The 16,220-nt window shown below is 62.5% G+C and carries 12 protein-coding genes; 7 read left to right on the top strand and 5 right to left on the bottom strand.

Annotation, left to right across the window (positions count from 1 at the left end):
- Window positions 1-136: 136 nt before the first annotated feature.
- Window positions 137-1,390, bottom strand: coding sequence for a dicarboxylate/amino acid:cation symporter (locus BLR77_RS10650; protein ID WP_074677541.1), 1,254 nt, complete (start codon window positions 1,388-1,390; stop codon window positions 137-139).
- 130 nt (window positions 1,391-1,520) lie between these two features.
- A complete protein-coding gene (aspA, locus tag BLR77_RS10645; protein ID WP_074677540.1) occupies window positions 1,521-2,945 on the bottom strand; it encodes an aspartate ammonia-lyase in 1,425 nt (474 codons plus the stop codon).
- A gap of 296 nt (window positions 2,946-3,241) precedes the next feature.
- Here aspA and BLR77_RS10640 point away from each other — a divergent pair, with 296 nt between their 5' ends.
- Window positions 3,242-4,147 (top strand): LysR substrate-binding domain-containing protein, encoded by a 906-nt coding sequence (locus tag BLR77_RS10640; protein WP_074677539.1) that lies wholly within the window; start codon window positions 3,242-3,244, stop codon window positions 4,145-4,147.
- A 357-nt stretch (window positions 4,148-4,504) separates the two neighbouring features.
- Here BLR77_RS10640 and BLR77_RS10635 read toward each other — a convergent pair whose 3' ends face one another.
- Window positions 4,505-7,378 (bottom strand): M48 family metallopeptidase, encoded by a 2,874-nt coding sequence (locus BLR77_RS10635; protein ID WP_074677538.1) that lies wholly within the window; start codon window positions 7,376-7,378, stop codon window positions 4,505-4,507.
- Window positions 7,379-7,885: 507 nt separating this feature from the next.
- Here BLR77_RS10635 and BLR77_RS25050 point away from each other — a divergent pair.
- Entirely contained in the window at window positions 7,886-8,188 is a 303-nt protein-coding gene (locus BLR77_RS25050; RefSeq protein ID WP_074677938.1) for a hypothetical protein, read from the top strand.
- Between the two features lie 209 nt (window positions 8,189-8,397).
- Window positions 8,398-8,655: a hypothetical protein gene (locus BLR77_RS10625; RefSeq protein WP_074677537.1), complete on the top strand. Its 258-nt coding sequence runs from the start codon at window positions 8,398-8,400 to the stop codon at window positions 8,653-8,655.
- A gap of 849 nt (window positions 8,656-9,504) precedes the next feature.
- Here the strand turns inward: BLR77_RS10625 and BLR77_RS10620 are convergent.
- Window positions 9,505-10,599 carry a polyamine ABC transporter substrate-binding protein gene (locus BLR77_RS10620; protein WP_074677536.1) on the bottom strand — a complete coding sequence of 365 codons (1,095 nt, stop codon included), beginning with the start codon at window positions 10,597-10,599 and terminating at the stop codon, window positions 9,505-9,507.
- Between the two features lie 73 nt (window positions 10,600-10,672).
- Window positions 10,673-11,701, bottom strand: coding sequence for a histone deacetylase family protein (locus BLR77_RS10615; protein ID WP_074677535.1), 1,029 nt, complete (start codon window positions 11,699-11,701; stop codon window positions 10,673-10,675).
- 232 nt (window positions 11,702-11,933) lie between these two features.
- On the opposite strand from BLR77_RS10615, the gene BLR77_RS10610 reads away from it, so the two are divergent.
- The 4 genes from BLR77_RS10610 to BLR77_RS10595 are packed head-to-tail and all read left to right on the top strand — an operon-like array spanning window position 11,934 to window position 16,119.
- The gene (locus tag BLR77_RS10610) at window positions 11,934-12,248 is read left to right on the top strand and encodes a PepSY domain-containing protein (protein ID WP_074677534.1); all 315 of its coding nucleotides are present in this window, start codon (window positions 11,934-11,936) and stop codon (window positions 12,246-12,248) included.
- A 10-nt stretch (window positions 12,249-12,258) separates the two neighbouring features.
- Entirely contained in the window at window positions 12,259-13,536 is a 1,278-nt protein-coding gene (locus BLR77_RS10605) for a sialidase family protein (protein ID WP_074677533.1), read from the top strand.
- Window positions 13,529-14,119 carry a hypothetical protein gene (locus BLR77_RS10600; protein ID WP_074677531.1) on the top strand — a complete coding sequence of 197 codons (591 nt, stop codon included), beginning with the start codon at window positions 13,529-13,531 and terminating at the stop codon, window positions 14,117-14,119. The genes BLR77_RS10605 and BLR77_RS10600 overlap by 8 nt, the downstream gene beginning before the upstream one ends.
- Entirely contained in the window at window positions 14,116-16,119 is a 2,004-nt protein-coding gene (locus BLR77_RS10595; RefSeq protein ID WP_074677529.1) for an LTA synthase family protein, read from the top strand. The genes BLR77_RS10600 and BLR77_RS10595 overlap by 4 nt, the downstream gene beginning before the upstream one ends.
- Window positions 16,120-16,220 lie beyond the last annotated feature (101 nt).

The following is a 16,220-nucleotide window of genomic DNA, read 5'->3' as shown; positions in this document are numbered from 1 at the left end:
CGCAGCGATGACAACGCAGGTAGTTTTTAGAGGCGCCCAAGGGTGGCCGCCAGGGATGGCAGGCCACAAAAAAAGGGATGGCCGAGGCCATCCCTGAAGGTTGAGGCTGGTGAAGGCCTCCTATGAAAACGATTGCTCAGGCAGCGTTGTCGCTGTTGTAGATCTCGCGATCCAGCTCCTTCTCGCTGCTGCCCACCAGGGTGGTGGTCATCAGGTCACCGGCGACGTTCACCGTGGTGCGCGCCATGTCGAGGATGCGGTCGATACCGGCGATCAGCGCCACGCCTTCCAGCGGCAGGCCAACCGAGGTCAGCACCAGGCCGAGCATGATCAGACCGGCGCCGGGTACACCGGCGGTGCCGACCGAGGCCAGGGTGGCGGTGAGGATGATCATCAGGTACTGGCCGGCATTCAGATCGATGCCGAAGGCCTGGGCGATGAACAGCGCCAGCACGCCCTGGTAGATCGCGGTGCCATCCATGTTGATGGTGGCGCCCACCGGCAACACGAAGCCGGCCACGCCCTGCGACACGCCGAGATTCTTGCGCGCGCACTCGATGGACACCGGTAGGGTGCCGGAGCTGCTCGAAGTACTGAAGGCCACCGCCAGTGCCGGGGCGATGCCGCGGAAGAAGCGCAGCGGGCTGAGGCGCGCCAGGCCGCCGATCAGGCCACCGTAGACCAGCAGCATGTGGGCGATGCTGGCCAGGTAGATCACCCCGATCACGCCGGCCAGCGGCAGCAGCACCTCGATACCGTGGGAAGCGACCACACCGGCGATCAGCGCGAACACGCCGATGGGGGCGAAGCGCATCACCAGGTCGGTGAGCTTGTAGAAGACCTCGGCCAGGCTGTCGAACAGTTTGACCACCGGCGCGGCCTTGTCGCCGATCAGGTTCATGCTCACGCCCAGGGCGATGGCGAAGACGATGATCTGCAGGATGTTGCCTTCAGCGAAGGCCATCACCGGGTTGGTCGGCACCAGCCCCACCAGAATCTGCACCAGCGAGGGCGCCTGCTTGGCCTCTTCGCTGCCGCTGGCGACCATGTTCATGCCCTCACCGGGGCTGAACAGGGTGCCGAACGCCAGACCGATGCTCACCGCGAAGGCTGTGCTGATCAGGTAGATGGCGATGGTCTTGACGCTGATGCGGCCGAGCTTGGCGCTGTCGCTCATGGCGGTGATGCCCGCCACCAGGGAGACGAACACCAGCGGCACGATGAGCATCTTGATCGCATTGAGGAACAGCGCGCCGACTGGCGCCAGCGCCAGGGCGAAGCTCTTGAACAGCATGCCGACGACTACGCCGAGCACCAGGCCGACGAGAATCTGCTGCCACAACGGCACGCGCGCAAGGAAAGAAGGGGAAGCGGTGTTGCTCTGACTCATGTGGTTTTACACCCGGATTGTCGTTGTTGTGGGGCCGTCTGCGCGGCCTTCAGCGGTGCCGCCCCATGAACAGGCTCGAGGGCGGAAATGAACACGCCGCCCAGAGGGGCGGCGCGCGTCATTCGATGAATCAGCCCTGCAGCGGAACCAGGCGCGGGGCGATCATGTTCTCGGGGCGCAGGATGTCGGCCAGGGTGGCCTCGTCCAGCAACTGCTCCTCGCGCACCAGCTCCAGCACACCGCGCCCGCTTTCCAGGGCGACCTTGGCGATGCGGGTGGCGTTCTCGTAGCCGATGTAGGGGTTGAGCGCAGTGATCAGACCAATGGAGTTTTCCATCAGTTCACGGCAGCGCGCCTCGTTGGCGGTGATGCCGTCGATGCACAGCTCGCGCAGCATATCCATGGCGCGGGTCAGCAGGCGGATCGAGTCGAAGATCTTGTAGGCGATCAGCGGTTCCATCACGTTCAGCTGCAGCTGGCCACCCTCGGCCGCCATGGTCAGGGCCAGGTCGTTGCCGATCACTTCGAAGGCCACCTGGTTGACCGCCTCGGGGATCACCGGGTTGACCTTGCCCGGCATGATCGAGCTGCCCGGCTGACGTGCCGGCAGGTTGATCTCGTTGATGCCGGTACGCGGACCGCTGGACAGCAGGCGCAGGTCGTTGCAGATCTTCGACAGCTTGACTGCGGTGCGCTTGAGCATGCCGGAGAACAGCACGAAGGCGCCCATGTCGCTGGTGGCCTCGATCAGGTCGGCAGCCGGAGTCAGCGGGTGGCCGCTGATGATGGCCAGACGCTTGACCGCCAGGGCCTGGTATTTCGGGTCGGCGTTGATGCCGGTGCCGATCGCGGTGCCGCCCAGGTTGACTTCGGTGAGCAGGGTCGGCGCCAGCAGTTTCAGGTGCTGCAGGTCTTCGCCGAGGGTGGTGGCGAAGGCGCGGAATTCCTGGCCAAGGGTCATCGGCACGGCGTCCTGCAGCTGGGTGCGGCCCATCTTCAGCACATGGCCGAACTCCAGGCCCTTGGCAGCGAACGACTGGATCAGCTTGTCCAGCGCACCGAGCAGGCTGTCGTGGCCGAGCAGCAGGCCGAGGCGAATGGCGGTCGGGTAGGCGTCGTTGGTCGACTGCGCCATGTTCACGTCGTTGTTCGGGTGCAGGTGCTGGTACTGGCCCTTCTCATGACCCATGGCCTCGAGGGCGATGTTGGCGATCACCTCGTTGGCATTCATGTTGGTCGAGGTGCCGGCGCCGCCCTGGATCATGTCGACCACGAACTGCTCGTGGAACTCGCCCTGGATGATGCGTGCGCAGGCGGTGCTGATCGCCGTGTGCTTGGACGCGGACAGGTGGCCCAGCTCGCGGTTGGCGTCGGCCGAGGCCTGCTTGACCATGGCCAGGCCGATCACCAGTTTCGGGTAGTGCGACAGCGGCACGCCGGACAGGCGGAAGTTCTGCACGGCGCGCAGGGTCTGGATGCCGTAATAGGCATCGGCGGGGACTTCGAGGGTGCCGAGCAGGTCTTTTTCGACGCGAACAGATGCAGCAGAGGACATGATAGAGATGACTCTTGGGAAATACGGCGAGCGCCGCGATGCCCATAGAATAGGGGCCCTGACCGCCTCACTACCAATGCCGTTGCTTGCTGCCCTATGCACAATCGGCATAATGTGGGTGTGACGTCGATCGCCGCTGTGGCGTACATGACCTCCGTGGGAGGGGCTTGAGCCGCGACCGCTCGCCGCTGAAGCGCCTCCCACGATTCGTACCCTGCCTATAGTGCGTAGCCCGGATGCAATCCGGGGCAACTTGATGGGCCATCCCCGGATTGCATCCGGGCTACGGAGACTCGATGAACCTGGAAACCAAATGGCTGGAAGACTTCATCGCCCTGGCCGGCACCCGTAGCTTCTCCCAGGCGGCCGAAAAGCGCTTCGTCACCCAGCCTGCGTTCAGCCGGCGCATCCGCAGCCTCGAAGCCATGCTCGGCCTGACCCTGGTCGACCGCTCCTGTACGCCCATCGAGCTGACCGAGGCTGGCCGGTTGTTCCTGGTCACCGCGCGCAGCCTGGTCGAGCAGCTCGGCGAAGTGGTGCGCCATCTGCACAACCTGGAAGGCCAACAGGGCGAGGTGCTGTCGATTGCCGCCGCGCACTCGCTGACCCTGGGCTTCTTCCCCGAATGGATCGCCCGCCTGCGCCGCGAAGGCCTGCCACTGACGACACGCCTGGTGGCGACCAACGTCGGCGAAGCGGTGCATTCGCTGCGCGAAGGTGCCTGCGACCTGATCCTCGCCTACTACGATCCCGACGCGGCGCTGCAGATGGACCCGGCGATCTTCCCCTCGCTGCACCTGGGCGCGACCTCGATGCTGCCGGTGTGCGCGGTGAACGAGTCCGGCGCGCCGCTGTACGACCTCGACAATGGCCAGAGCGTGCCGCTGCTGGCCTACAGCGCCGGCGCCTTTCTCGGGCGCTCGGTCAACCTGCTGCTACGCCAGCGCGCCCTGCGCTCGACCACGGTGTACGAAACCGCCATGGCCGACAGCCTCAAGAGCATGGCCCTGCAGGGCATGGGCGTGGCGTGGGTGCCACGGCTGTCGGTCACTGCCGAACTGGCACGTGGCGAACTGGCCGTCTGCGGCGGCGAACAGTGGCAGATCCCGCTGGAAATCCGCCTGTACCGCTGCGCCCTGGTGCGCAAGGCCGCGGTGCGTTTGCTGTGGCGCAAGCTGGAGACGGGGGAAGTGGGCGGCTGAGTGTTGGCTGCTGGCGGCAAAGCGAAAAAGAAAGGGCCGTGTCCGAGTCAAGCGTTGCACGCCCGCAGGAGCGGATTCATCCGCGAATCTCGCGAATAAGTTCGCTCCGACACAAACCACATTGATGCGTCAGCAGCCAACTACGACGTAGCCAGAGAAAGAGGTGCCGAGGCTGATGCCCGTCAGCTAAGCGCCGATGCACCGAGCCTGCAGGAACGGCGCCCCGCCGCTAACTCAGGCGCCGCGAACTCGAAAAGCTTCGCCCCGGGGCGGGGCTCCTACGAAAGGCTGCTTTGGAAGCCTTAGCTGATCGGCATTACACCCCGGAGGCGCCTGCTCATTCTGTCGACCGATGCGTCAGGGCGCCTTGCCGGGCGCATCCAGCGCTTGAGCATGGGTTTTCCACAGGCCGGCATTGGCTGTATTGGGCTCGTCCCAGCGAGCGTGCGCCCGGATGATCTGCTGCGCTTGTGCTTCGTTGCCGGCTAGCTTCAGCACTTCCTCGGGCGTACCGTCTCCCATCCCACTGAGAACACGGCGCTGGGCACCACCGCTCTTGCTGCTGATGGACTCGGGAGGGTCGCTGAAAAAGAAATCGGCACGGGCGTCGAGCCAGCGCGGCGCGCCGAGAAAGCGGGGTTCTTCCTCGGCGGCATTACCGTATGACGCGGTCCAGGCAACCAGAGGGCTGGCGCCCGCGACGTTGTAGACGTAATGCAGCCCCGTGTTACTCACGCTGGGGGTAAAGGTTTCGATCAACTCGCCTGTAAGGGTGCGGGCGCTCACCTCGGTGTTGCTGGCGAAACCGACCTTGATCTCGGCAGAGGAATAGGGCCCAACAACCGACATCTGGTCACCAATTCGCACCAGCACGGCCGTACCCAGGCCGTTGTAGACCGCAACCTTGGTATCCACACCCGTCAGGCTGCCGAAGCCCAGTACGGCACCGACGATAAGACCTGCTACCAACAGGCGCATGCCGGTCGCCAGAGCACCATCGGCAATCTGGAAGCGATCCCACCAATCCAGCTTCAACTGGCGCTTGCGCTCCTGGCCAGGCAAGAGCGTGGTGTAGCGTTGCGGCACCTGCGTGGGTGCCGGGGCGGCATCGGGTTGACTGTGCTGACGCAGGTGGCGCGCCAGCTCGGCTTCGCTGTGCAGCAACTGCTCCAGGGTCGCACTGCACAGGCCGGATAGCTGGGCAGCGAGGCTGTTGCCCCAGCCATCGATCACCTGCATCCACTCATTGACGTTGTCATTGGTCGCCTGAGGCAGGGTGAATTCCTCGAGCGAGGCCGCCCAGGACTCAATCCCAAGACGCGTCAGCAGAGCCTGATCCAATACCACGAGCTGTTTGTCGTCATGGATACCTGCCATCACCCGATGCAGTTCGTTGGCCGTCTGCAACAGGCGCTTGAGTTCGCGGGAGCTGACCTTGCCGTCAGCCAATACCACCGAGGTGACATTGGCGAGCAAACCTTGCGCATCGCGCAGGTCGGCCAGGCTGTGCTCCGCGTAGTGCAGCACTTCGATCAAGCCGGTCAGGTAGCCCGGCCAGCCGTTGCCGAACTGTTCGGCGATGGCCAGGTGAGTGGCCCGGCAGCACCGGTCATGGCCGAGGATCTCCTGCCGCAGCGCTTCGGCTTCGTCGGTGACCTGTTCGATAAGGCGCGGCAAATCGCGGCGTGACACGCTGTTGCCACGGAACACGATGGAGCCGCCGGAGGCTTTGTAGACCTTGTCACGCAACGCCTGCAGCATGCCTCGCTCTTCCTCCAGAGCGCGCAGCTGGTTGAGCTGCTGGCTGAGGCTGAGCGGATACAGCGCCTGCAGCGCACCGTGCAGATCGGTGGCCGGGGAAGCGTCCTGATAGAGCTCGACCGCTTGCTCGGCGTGGCGCGTCAGGCTGCGCCCCAGGTAGGCGCCCTGGTAGTCGGGGGCGTATTGCAGCATGTCATAGCGGTCGGCCAGGTTGCGCAGAGATTGCTCCAGTGCGACGGGCTCGAGCTGCGCGCCGTGGAAGAAGTCACTGGTCAGGCGCTGGCGCAGGGCCGCCGGCTCGTCGAACAACAGCCAGGCGCTGCGGGCGTCGTGCGGGGCTGGCAGATAGAGGCGCTTGGCATTTTCTTCGCGGTCGCTGTTGGCCGGGTGGGTCGACCACATCTGTGGCGGCTGGGCGAAGCCGGAGACGAACACGCGGTGCTGCTCGGGGGCATCGCTACGCCGCGGCGGAACCTTGCCATAGCTGGGGTCGTTGAGAATCTGCGTAACCCTTTCCAGCACCTGCGTCTGGATGCTGAAAAGATCCTGCACCGAGCGCCCTTGCTGGTATTCGCTGTTGGCGAAGGCCAGGGTGCGATCCCAGGCCTCATCGGCGGCTTGCAGCTTGTGCAGGGCATGCACCAGTTCGTCGCTGCCGGTCAGGGAAACCGCAACCAGGTCGGCCTGAAACTCCATCTGCCGCGACAGCGCGCGTTGCGCCAGCACCACCAGGCGGAAGACGGTATCGAGCAGCGAGCGAATCGACCAGACGATCAACGACAGCAGCCAGCCTATCCAGGCAACGCGCAGGTCGAACTTCGACAGCACGCGCAGCAGCTTATCCAGCGCGTCACGTTTGCTGATGATATGCGACGCGATCTGCTGGGCGATGTAGACCCAACTGCCGATGGCCATCGAGCGCTGGGCGAAATGGCCGAACTCGTGGGCCAGCACAGCCTTGAATTCGCTCAAGGTGAGGATGTTGACCAGCGGTAGGCCGATCTCCAGGTTCTTGCGCGAGGGAAACAGGAGATTGAGAACCGACAGGTCATAGAACACCGCCGCATTGACCCGCGCCGAGAGGTACACGCGATGAGGCCGTGGTGCGCCGGCTTCGTCAGCCAGCCGGTAGAGAAAGGCGAACAGCTGTGGCTGCTCTTCGGGGTGCAACTCGACGTGATTCGGCGCGCCACCGCGCTCCATGAACAACAGCGCCTTGAGCATGAACACGCAGAGAAAGGCGGAGCAGCCGCCAACCAGAACATGCACGATCACGTCTTCGCTGCCGGCCAGCGCGCTGCTGATCAGGCGCCAGGCGGTCCAGCCGAACCAGCCTGCCAAGGCGAAATACAGCGCGACGAACAAGGCCAGACTGCCGACGGCGAGCCAGGCTTGGCGTTTGTAGAGGGAGCTGGGGCGGGTGAGCGTTGCGGGCACATCGCTGGGCCCGGCGGGGTAGAGATCTTCCATATCGTGTCCTCTTCTTGAAGCCTTTTCGGCGTTCAAGGGCGTCCATTGCACAGGGGTATTGCTGGGCGAAATTTTGACCAGCCAGATACATCCCGTCCAGTGTCTGGTGTGACGCTCGACTTATTTCTGTAGTGCCATTCATCGGCTGGCAGCAGAGGCACGGCGTAACATCAAGGAGGAGCAAAACGAAGAACGCACACCTGCAGGTGAGCTTTCGCTCACGGGCCGGGGAAGCGTCGGCTGTTGGCGATACTGTCCCGGATTACGCGTGCGGCTAATCCAGACTGAGGGGCGTCAGTGGTGATTGCTTGGTTATACTTTTGTACTCTCGTAATGGTGACTTGGGTCGTCAATGAGTACGTCAGGGCATCCGACTCGGACAGATCAATACCGTGCTTTTAATGGGATCTTCCAATGTCTAGTGAATGGCGCGGAATTATGGGAGGTCTCGACTATTAGACTGGCGTCGCTTTTAATATAACTTCTGCCATGTGTCTCGGAGAGCTTGTGTCGGAATATAAAATTTTACTTGAATTCTCTAGACCTGAATACGTAAAAGAGATAAACATTAGCCGTGAACAAGAGCAAGGCCCCTTGAAGGTTTGGCTTCAAGTAGCGAAGCAAAATGCTGAGGAACGCATGGTGCTTTCAGGATTCGATGAGTTAGGTCAAGCGATTAGCAGTCTTCTTGAAGCAGAGCGAGCTGTGATTTCTAGCGAAGTGAAATCAGAAAAGGAATTTGGAACAATAAGAATTGAGTGCTGGCTCGATGAGCGCCATATCGAGTACACATGCGACAAAGCAGAATAAACATGGACTGCGTTAACACTCTGGCCGGAAGGTATGTCAGCGGTGTTGCTGTATATCTACAGCAAGTATTTGCATATCTGACACGAAAGCGAAGCATAATTGCCGCCATGCAGAAGCGTGGGAACTCCGAAAAGCTAGTTCAAACCGCTCAAATCGCTATCTGGCCGAGCTAAATTCACACCTAACCAAATGCAAGAGAATAATTATTGATGAATGACTCCGAACAGAAGAAAAAATTACCGCTTAAAGCACACCTAATATGTGGCTGGCCGATATTTTTGATTTTCATTGGTGGTGCGATAGGCGGCGTTCTTGGCGTTGCTGCTTATTACTTCAATCTGTCCTTGTATAGGTCTGAATTATCCCTTAAGGCTAAAATAGCTCAGAGCTTACTGGCAGGGGCTGGTGCCTTTGTAGCGTGGCTTGTTTTTGCTATGGTAATAACCGGGCTGGCTTCCGGAGCTTGAGTTTTTAAGTAGTGGGTCGGGCATTTTTTCGCTCGCTGAAGCAAGCTAAAAACCGCCTCCAAATAAAATTCCAGGACTCTTATGTCAGCTCCTGAGTATTGGATTGAATACACTGACTCGTGGCGGAATACACCACTTGCTTTTTGGGTACACATTGAGCAAGACGGCGAGCCATGGTTCAATTCCAATAATTTTTTACCTGAGGCGCCTAAAGCCATACCTCACAAGGGCTTTGCAATCATATGCGTTCAGATACAGGGTGTGGTATTGCAATTCTCTTCTTCCGAGCAAATTTCTGAGTGCATCAGAGTCTTGTCTCTCAATCCCCTGCCAACAACTCGTCGTTTATCAATGCTACGCGAGGCGGGCCTAGGTCCAAATCGGCATTGGCTAAGTCGTCTACCAGCAAAATTGAAATCACCCAAAATGCGACCCTCCGTGGTATCCATACTTGCCGCAACGCTACGTGCTATATCAACAGGTTCAAACCGTTCTCTGTGATTACTGGAACGAGCTGAGGCCACCTCATAATCGAATGTTAGCTAATCTCTAGAAGACAATAATGGTCAGAATTTTATTTTTTAAAATAATCGTTTTATTAAGTGGCTGCACGACAAATCAAAGTAGTGAGCAATAGCTTTTCGATCCCGTCGTCAGCGCGCTGCATTCGTATATCCGGCCTGTTGTAGGCGTTGTCTCCCTGGCCATTTTGTCGTCCGCAGCCAGTTGCAAGTAGCCGATTTCCGGTGCAGCACGTTGTGCCGCCTATATCATCGCGGCTGAAGCCGCTCCTACAGATTCGTGCTGGGTCTGTAGGAGCGGCTTCAGCCGCGAGCCGTTAGTGACGAATCACTTGCCCGACTTGATCGACGTCCAGGCGCGGGTGCGCACCCGCTCGATCTTCTGCGGCAGCGGCTGCACCACGTAGAGCGACTTCTGCAGCTCCGGCGTCGGCGTCAGATCGGCATCGTCGGCGATCTCCGCGCCCACCAGTTCCATGCCCGGTACGTTGGGGTTGGGGTAGCCGAGGAAATCGCTGATCGGCGCGATGACCTTGGGTTCGAGCAGGTGGTTGATGAAGGCGTGGGCTTCGTCGGCGTTCTTCGCACTCTTGGGGATGGCCCAGGTGTCGAACCAGATCGGCGCGCCTTCCTTGGGCAGGCGCCAGTTGATCGTCACGCCGTTGCCGGCTTCCTTGGCGCGGTTGGCGAACTGGTAGAAGCTGCCGGAGTAACCGATGGCCACGCAGATGTCGCCGTTAGCGATGTCGGTCATGTACTTGGCCGAATGAAAGTAGGCCACGTAGGGGCGCACTTTCAGCAGCAGTTCGGTGACCCTCTCGTAGTCGGCCGGATTGGCGCTGTTGGGGTCCAGGCCCAGGTAGTGCAGGGCGATGGGGATGATCTCGGTGGGCGAGTCGAGCATGGCCACGCCGCAGGATTTCAGCTTTTCCATGTACTCGGGTTTGAACACCAGGTCCCAGCTATTCACCGGAGCATCGTCGCCAAGCGCGGCCTTGACCTTGTCCGGGTTGTAACCGATCAGCACGGTGCCGTACATGTAGGGCACGCCGTACTGGTTGCCCGGGTCGTTCTTTTCCAGCAGGCCGAGCAGTACCGGGTCGAGGTTCTTCCAGTTGGGCAGCTTGGATTTGTCCAGCGGGGCGAACACGCCGGCCCTGATCTGGGTTTCGAGGAACTGGTTGGACGGGATCACCAGGTCATAGCCGGAGTTGCCGGTAAGCAGCTTGGCCTCCAGCGCCTCGTTGGTCTCGAAGGTGTCCCAGGTGATCTGGATGCCGGACTCCTTCTGGAAGTCCTTGGGCACCTCCGGAAGGATGTAGTCGGCCCAGTTGTATACGCGCAGTTCCTTGGCCTGCGCTACGCCGCTGAGCAGAGTGGCGCCGCACAGGGCGGCGCCGAGCATCTGTTTGATGGCTTTCATCGTTTCTCACCCCTGAAGTGTCGTTATTGGTCTTTTTTAGGGTGGACGAAAAAAGCGTCGTCCACCCTACGCGCTACGCGCCCTCGAAGCCTTCCAGCACGTTGACCGCGTTGACGCCGATGGCCTCCACCGCGTAGCCGCCTTCCATGATGAACAGCGTCGGCAGGCCCAGTGCGGCGATGCGCCGGCCCATGGCCAGGTAGTCCGGGCTGTCGAGTTTGAACTGCGAAATCGGGTCTTCCATGTAGGTGTCCACGCCCAGCGACACCACCAGCACCTCGGCGCCGTATTCGGCGATGCGCTGGCAGGCCTGCTCCAGCGCGGCGTTCCAGGTGTCCCAGGAGCTGCCCATGGGCAACGGGTAGTTGAAGTTGTAGCCCTCGCCGGCACCCTCGCCCAGTTCGTCGGCGTAGCCGAGGAAGAACGGAAATTCCTCGGCCGGGTCGCCGTGAATCGAGGCGAACAGCACGTCGCTGCGCTGGTAGAAGATGTCCTGGGTGCCGTTGCCGTGGTGGTAGTCGACATCGAGAATGGCGACTTTCTTGCGGCCCTGATCGAGGAAGGCCTGAGCGGCGATGGCGGCGTTGTTCAGGTAGCAGTAACCGCCCATCACGTCGCCAGCGGCGTGGTGGCCTGGCGGACGGCACAGGGCGAAGGCGCTGTGTGCGCCATTGGCGATCTCCTGCTGGGCGCTGAGCGCCACCTGTGCGGCGCTGTAGGCGGCCTGCCAGGTGCCAGCGGTGATTGGCGCACCGCCGTCAAAACTGTAGTAGCCAAGCTGGCCGTGCAGGTCATTGGGGATCATCCGCCGCAGCGTGCGCGCCGGCCAGGTGAACGGCAGCAGGTCACCCTTGCCGCCCTGCTCCTGCCAGCGCGCCCAGGCGCCCTCGAAGAATTCCAGGTAGGCCTTGCTGTGGATACGTTCGATGGGCGCCAGGCCGAAATCCTTGGGTGCGCGAACGTCGCCGATCTGGCGCTGCTTGACGCGGGCGAGGATGTGGTCGGCGCGCTGCGGTTTCTCGAAGCAGGGCATCAGTTGCCCGTCGATCAGCTCGCATTTGCCATGGTGCAGGTGGTGGTCGTCGCTGTAGTAGGTGAGCATGCAAAGCGCTCCAGGCTCGTTGTTGTGCCTGCATTGTTCGCCTGCTGGCAGCGAATCGAGAACGCTGACAATGGCCAAAAGGGGATCGAAATGGCCAAAAACCCCGAGCTATCCACAGCAGGCAAATGTAACAACCCGTGATGCTTAAGCTTTCCTTAAGCCTGTCGGCCGAAGGTGGCGACCTGCCTGGGGCCGAGCCCCGTTCCATTCGCCACGCCAAAGGATGCCGAGCATGTCGACACCGGCCCGCCAACCCGTTCGCGCCCTGACGATGCTCGCACTGCTTGCGCTATCCGGCGCCGCACTCGCTGATACCGACTGCGCTCGGCAAGACCGCAGTGCCTGGATGCCGGAGTCGCAGTTTCGCGAGCAGATGAAGCGCCAGGGCGTGCAGATCACCAAATTCCGCATCACCCCCGGTAACTGCTACGAGATCTATGGCTTCGATGCCAACGGCCGCAAGCTGGAGATCTACTACGACCCGGTCGACGCCCGCCCGGTAGAAGAAGTCGCCAGCTCGCACCTGGCCTCGCCCAGACATCCCTGAACCACCAAACATGACCTCAACCTTCAAGACCTGCGCCCTGCTGCTGGGCGCTGCCACGGTGTTCGCCTGCGCCTGGCTCGGCGCTGCCCCGCATGCACTGGCGCCCTTCGCCAGCCAGGCGCCAGCGCCCTCTGCCGAGCAGCCGACCATGGCCGCACACTTCGCCTCCTCCGACCTGGAGGACTTCGTCCATTCCGCCTCGATCACCGGCCTGCCCGGCGGCGACCTGATGGCCGCCTGGTTCGCAGGCAGCCGCGAAGGCGCCGCCGACGTGCAGATCCGCGCCGCACGCTTCGATGCCGCCAGCGGCCAGTGGAGCGCCGAGCGCGTGCTGGCCAGCCGTGAAGACACCCAGCGCGCGGTCGGCAAGCACATCCGCAAGCTGGGCAACCCGGTGATCAGCCTGGCGCCGGACAACCGCCTGTGGCTGTTCTACGTCTCGGTGTCGATTGGCGGCTGGGCCGGCAGCGCAGTCAACGCCATGGTTTCCGACGACCTCGGCGAAACCTGGTCGGCACCCAGGCAACTGGTCACCAGTCCCTTTCTCAATATCAGCACCCTGGTGCGCGCCACGCCGGTATTCCACGCAGATGGCAGCATCGGCCTGCCGGTGTACCACGAGTTTCTCGGCAAGTTTCCCGAGTACCTGCACCTGAGCGCGAACGGCGAAGTGCTGGGCAAGTACCGCATCGGCAAAGGGCGTGATTCCCTGCAACCGACCGTGGTGGCGCTGGGCGAACGCCGCGCCGTGGCCCTGCTGCGCTATGCCGGCGAGGAGCATCACCGCGTATTGGCTAGCTACAGCGAGGATGCCGGGCGTAGCTGGAGCCATCCGCAGCCGGTGGAACCGAGCAACCCCAATTCGTCCCTGGCGGCGGTCGGTCGCCCCGACGGCAACTTGCTGGTGGCGATGAACGACCTCGAAGACGGGCGCTTTCGCCTGACGCTTTATGCCACCGACGCCAATCTGGACAACTGGCGCACCCTCGGTGAGCTCGACGAAAGCCCCAACCCCTGGGGCGAGCCCATCCCACACGACGAATTTCCGACCGTGGTCAGCGAGAAATTCCGCGCCAGCGGCGGCAAGCCGGAGCAGCAGCCACAGTTCCTGGAACGGGTAAGCGCGCGCATGTGCAGCGCCGACGGCTGCACCTTCGACTACGAATACCCCTACTTCACCCGTGACCGCGCGGGTACCTACCACCTGGTGTATTCGTGGAACGATATGTTCATCAAACACCTGAGCTTCAACGAGGCCTGGCTGTCGGAGCGCCGCCCGCATGACTGACTTCTGGCTGCCGCACCTGGCCTTCACTCTGCTCGTCTTCCTGATCTTCGCGCGCTTGGCGCGCAATGCGATGCAGCGCGGCACCCTGCTGACAGGCTGCCTGCTGCTCAGCCTTTTGCCGGTGCAGGGCATCAGCCTGGCGCTGCAGTTGCGCACCTATATCGGCGATCTGTCGGTGGCCAGCCTGGTGCTACTGGGCTGGGCGACCCTGAGCCGATTCGGCCTGGCGCCTGCCAGCGCACGGGATCGCCTGGCCAGCCTGGCACTGTTCGCCGGCCTGGCCGTGTTGCTCTATCCGGCGGCACTGGGCCTGAGTTATGCCGACCCGTATCAGCTCGGCTTCGAGCCGCGACCGATGCTATTGGTGCTGGGCCTGCTGTGCGCGGTGCTGATCGTCCAGCGCAGCTGGCTCGGCGCCCTGGCACTGGCGCTGGCGACCCTGGCCTTCGCCCTGCGCCTGGGCGCTTCGGAAAACTACTGGGACTACCTGATCGACCCCTACCTGGCCCTCTATAGCCTGGGCGCGCTGCTGAGCGCCGCTGTGCGCTGGCTGCTGGCCCGACCGACAAGGAAACTCGCATGAGCTGGCTGAAATCCCGCCGCCTGCATTACCTGGCAGGCCTCACGGCGCTGCTGTTCGTACTCTTCGCCGCCTTGCGCGGGCTGTTTCTGCTGGGATTTTCCGCTGTCGATAACATCAGCGACCCGGACGTACTGCACACCCTCGGCATCGGCCTGCGCTTCGACCTGCGCCTGGCCCTGCTGCTGATGCTACCGGTCGGCATCCTGCTGGCGGTGCGCTGGCTGCTGCGTGGCTACCTGCTGCTGGCCGTGGCAGCGCTGGGCCTGCTGTATATCCTCGACTTCGGCCACTACGCCTACCTGGGCGTGCGCCTCAACGCCACGGTGCTGCGCTTTGCCGGCGATGCGCAGATTTCAGCCGGCATGCTCTGGCAGACCTACCCGGTGCTGTGGATAACCCTGGCCTGGCTGAGCGGTGTGGCGCTGTGGGCCTGGGCGCTGCTGCGCCTGGAGCGCGCTACCCTGGATCGCCCGCAAGCACAACGAGTCGGCGTGTTGCCGGCAATCGGCGGTGCGGCAGTGGTCGGCATGCTGGTGTTCTTCGGTCTGCTCGGTCGCGCCAGCGCGCTTAACCTGGAGAACCCGGTACCGCTGCGCTGGAGCGATGCCTTCTACAGTGGCAACAGTCAGATTGGCGCGCTCGGGATCAATCCGGCGCTGTTTCTGTTCGACACCCTCACGCTCGCCCCCAGCGCCTTCGACGAAGCGGCCACGCGCGAGCACTACGAGGTGGTGGCCGATTACCTGGGCGTCAGCGAGCGCGATGCGCAGAGCCTGAACTTCTTCCGCCACCAGCCTGTACAGCCCCACCGCATTGCCACAGAGCGCCAACCGAATGTGATTTTCGTCATGCTCGAATCCCTCGGCACCAGCGCCGTCGGCGCTTACGGCAACCCGCTGAACCCGACGCCGAATCTCGACCGCCTGGCCCAGCAAAGCTGGTTCTTCCGCCACTTCTACGTGCCGGTGACCGGCACCGCCAAGACGGTGTGGGCGAGCATCACCGGCATTCCCGACGTGTCGCGCCAGGAGACGGCCACGCGCAACCCGCTGATCGCCCGCCAGCGCACGCTGATCAACGCACTGCCGGGCTATGAGAAGTTCTACATGATCGGCGGCAACGCCGGCTGGGCCAACATCAACGCGCTGATCCGCCAGAGCATCGACGGCGTGCAGCTCTATGAAGAGCGCCATTGGCAATCTCCGCAGGTGGATGTGTGGGGCATCTCCGACCTGGATTTCTTCAAGGAGAGTTCGCGCATCCTCGGCGCCCTGCCCAAGGACCAACCCTTCTTCGCCTACCTGCAGACTTCCGGCAACCACCGCCCCTTCACCATTCCCAAGGAAAACGACGGCTTCGAGCCGCTCGACCTGCCGCTGGAACAGGTGCAGCAGGCCGGCTCGCGCAGCCTGGAGCAATACAACGCCGTGCGCCTGCTGGACTTCAATATCGGCCGCCTGATGGAGCTGGCCAAGGAGCAGGGCTTCTACGACGACACGATTTTCGTCTTCTTCGGCGACCACAACACCCGTATCAGCCAGATCCCGCACATGGCGCCGGCCTTCGAGCAACTGGGGCTGGAGAGCAACAACGTGCCGCTGCTGATTCACGCCCCGAAATGGCTGGCGCCGCGTGAGTTCGACGAAGCCGTGGGCCTGGCCGATCTGCTACCGACCGTTGCCGGGATGGTCGGCGTGCCCTTTGAGAACGGCGGCCTAGGTCGCGACCTGCAGCTGCCTGCGCCGGAAGGCGAACGCGTAGTGCCGCTGGTGCTGCAGGAAGGCACCTTCCCGGTGATCGGCGCGGTGACGCGCGATTTTCTCGTGCAGATGCAGCACGACGGCAGCTCACCGACCCTGCACGATCTGCGCTCGCCAACGCCACGCGACAATGTCGCCGAGCGTCACCCGGATGAATTCCAGCGCCTGCTGGCACTGAGTCGCGGTTTGCATGAAGCGGCGCGTCTGCAGATGTATCGCAACGTGCAGGCGGATGAATGAGCGATGCCTGTGGGAGGCGCTTCAGCGGCGAGCTTTTATCGCGGCTGAAGCCGCTCCCACGGGGGTGTGAGTTGCCGCTCTTGTAGGAGCGGCTTCAGCCG

The sequence above is a fragment of the Ectopseudomonas alcaliphila genome (assembly GCF_900101755.1).
Taxonomy (GTDB): domain Bacteria; phylum Pseudomonadota; class Gammaproteobacteria; order Pseudomonadales; family Pseudomonadaceae; genus Aquipseudomonas; species Aquipseudomonas alcaliphila.
This window is presented reverse-complemented; position numbering and strand designations above follow the sequence as displayed.